Origin of the sequence: Candidatus Cardinium sp. cByotN1 (assembly GCF_022810525.1) — a bacterium.
Lineage (GTDB): Bacteria > Bacteroidota > Bacteroidia > Cytophagales > Amoebophilaceae > Cardinium.
The window spans coordinates 1-2696 of record NZ_JAACGG010000045.1 but is presented as its reverse complement, the minus strand read 5'-3'; the positions used below and the strand labels follow the sequence as shown (position 1 = coordinate 2696).

Genomic DNA, 2696 nt, shown 5'->3' with positions numbered 1-2696 from the left:
AAAAACAGCCTGTTTGAAGCTCGCGAAGCGGGCGAGTTCTGTTTTTCCAGCTGTGAGGGCTGCTTTCCGCAACTTTTTACCCAGGGCTTGATTTTTTGCTTACTTTTTTATCAAGAAAAAAGTAAGATAAAAAAGACTTATAATCAAATAAAAATTACTTAAGTTGACGCCATTGCATGAACAGATACAATATTTTTAGGATCGCTAAAATAGCCTTAACTATTATCCAATGATCTTGTGATAGTTTTGCGCAAGTCGTTTTCACGTTCAATATCAGAGTCTAGGTTGCCATACGACTCTAGTAGATCACATACATCTAAACAAACCAGTTGCATGAGCATCTTAACTTCCTTTTTATGAATCTGCAAAAACTTTCTTTTTCAATAGAAGGACAGTCACGTTTTTTAGGAGCATGGATGAGCCTTTAATAAAGATGGCAACTATATTAGGGTATAACAATCATATAGGGCTAAATAATTATCTTAGAAAGATGCGTAGGATCAAGTAATAGGATAATCCATATATTAAGGTGCTACTTATGGTAACTTCATATAATTATAATATGGAGTGTATGGTTTTAAATGTTCCAATAGCATGATGAAAAAATTACCAATTGGGGTTAGTAACTTCCATAAGTTGGTATCTAACGATTACCTGTTTTGTGATAAAACAGCTATGATAGCTGATCTATTGAATAAAGGAGATGAAGTTATCTTAATTACCCGTCCTAGACGTTGGGGCAAGACACTTAATATGTCTATGTTGCAACATTTTTTTTCGCTAGAGGTTAATGGGATACCTACAGCAGGTTTGTTTGATGATTTAGCAATTAGCAAGTTAGAAGGTGGTAAATATATTAAGCAATATCAAGGAAAGTATCCGGTTATTATGATAAGCTTTAAGGATGTGAATGCCAGTAACTTTGAAGATGCTTATAATTCGGTTTATGAGTTGATACTAGAGGTCTATAGTGTTTATCCTTATTTATTCACAAGTGACCAAGTTAATGAACTCCAGTTACAGCAATTATATGTTATTCGAAATAGAGAAGCTAGTCAACAAGCATTAGAAAAGTCTTTCAAACTCCTGAGTCAATGCCTCTATCAACACCATAGTCAAAAAGTTTATATTCTCATAGATGAATATGATACGGCATTAAATAAAGCTTATGGCAATCAAGCATACTTGAAATCCATGGTCGCATTTATGCGTAATCTATTCAGTGCTGCTTTAAAAGACAATGATTACTTAGAAAAAGGGGTATTAACGGGCATATTACGTGTTTCTAAAGATAGCATGCTCTCTGGATTGAATAACCTAAAAACTTATACCCTTCTAGATCAAGGTTATAGCAGTCACTTTGGTTTGAGCGAAATAGAAGTTCAAGACTTATTTACCAAACAAAATCTTGCTACTTGTCTGGATCAAGTAAAAAGTTGGTACAATGGCTATAGGGTAGGAGATTTAGTTATGTATAATCCATGGTCTATTATTTATTGTTTGAGTGAAGAGGGTTGCTTTGATCTCTATTGGGTTAATACGGGCAATAATGATTTAATCAAGCAACTGATTCTTTCTTCTAATGAGAGCATTAAAGAGCAATTCGAAAAATTGATGCAAGGAGAAGCATTAATGGTATCTATTGATAAGCATCTTGCTTTTGATCTACTCAATAGAAATGAAACTTCTTTCTGGAGTCTTTTACTATTTGCCGGCTATTTGACTTGGGAAAAAAGTATTTTAAGTAGAAATAGTGATTTATATGATTGTGTAGTTAGGGTTCCCAATAATGAAGTACGCAGACTCTACAATCGCTTTTTTGAGGAATGGTTGCTTAGTAAGTTTCCTAGTCAGTCTAGGTATGATACTTTTTTAAATCATCTGCTAGTGGGTAAAGTAAATGAATTTACAAAAGATTTAAGTGCTTATCTCCTAAAGAGTGTTAGTTTTTTTGATACTACTTCTGCTAAGCAAGACGAAAGCTTCTATCATGGTTTTGTCTTAGCGATGCTGGCTAGTATCAGTGATAGATACTATATACATTCTAATCGAGAAAGTGGTTTGGGGCGTTATGATGTGCTATTGATTCCCAAAGAAGATGCAAAGGCGTTGTTGTTGGAGTTCAAGCAGGTACGTAAAGAAAAAGAACTGGAAAATGCAGCAAAGTTTGCTTTAGAAAAAATCCAAAATCAATCTTATCATACTGAATTATTACAGCATCGTCATGTAAAGGAAGTAGTAGAAGTAGGTATTGCTTTTTCTGGTAAGTCAGTTGTAGCGGCTTATGGTACCTATGATTTGATTCTCAAGAAAGCTGAACCAGTCAATTTAACTAGTAAATATGGTCAAGAAAAGTGGTAGCAAGAGATTAATTTGTCTGTGATAGATATTTTTTTACAGCTGACTTATAAGATTAAATTTAAACTACTATGTCTAATATTACGATTACGTTATAGAATTATATAATGGACTAGTTTCTTGGGACATTTTTTTCTTACTTTTCTTACTTTTCTTACTACTAATTCAAATGGCAAATCTTCTATGTCATTGCCTATCTTATTATTTCCGTTCACCCAATGGCGTCATCTTAAAGAACTTTTAATTATTTTTATTTGATTATAAGTTTTTTATCTTACTTTTTTATCTCGCAAAAAGTAGCTTTAAAAAATTCATTTTTTACCAGTTTCAGGAACAGA

1 protein-coding gene is annotated in these 2696 nt (G+C 33.0%); it reads left to right on the top strand.

Going from position 1 to position 2696, the window contains the following annotated elements:
• Positions 1–594: 594 nt before the first annotated feature.
• Complete coding sequence (locus MUW73_RS01425) at positions 595–2361, top strand: AAA family ATPase (RefSeq protein ID WP_243575185.1); 1767 nt, start codon at positions 595–597, stop codon at positions 2359–2361.
• Positions 2362–2696: the final 335 nt, after the last annotated feature.

Coding starts and splice junctions, on each gene's coding strand:
- MUW73_RS01425 (WP_243575185.1), top strand. CDS start 595: ATGATGAAAAAATTACCAATTGGGGTTAGTAACTTCCATAAGTTGGTA.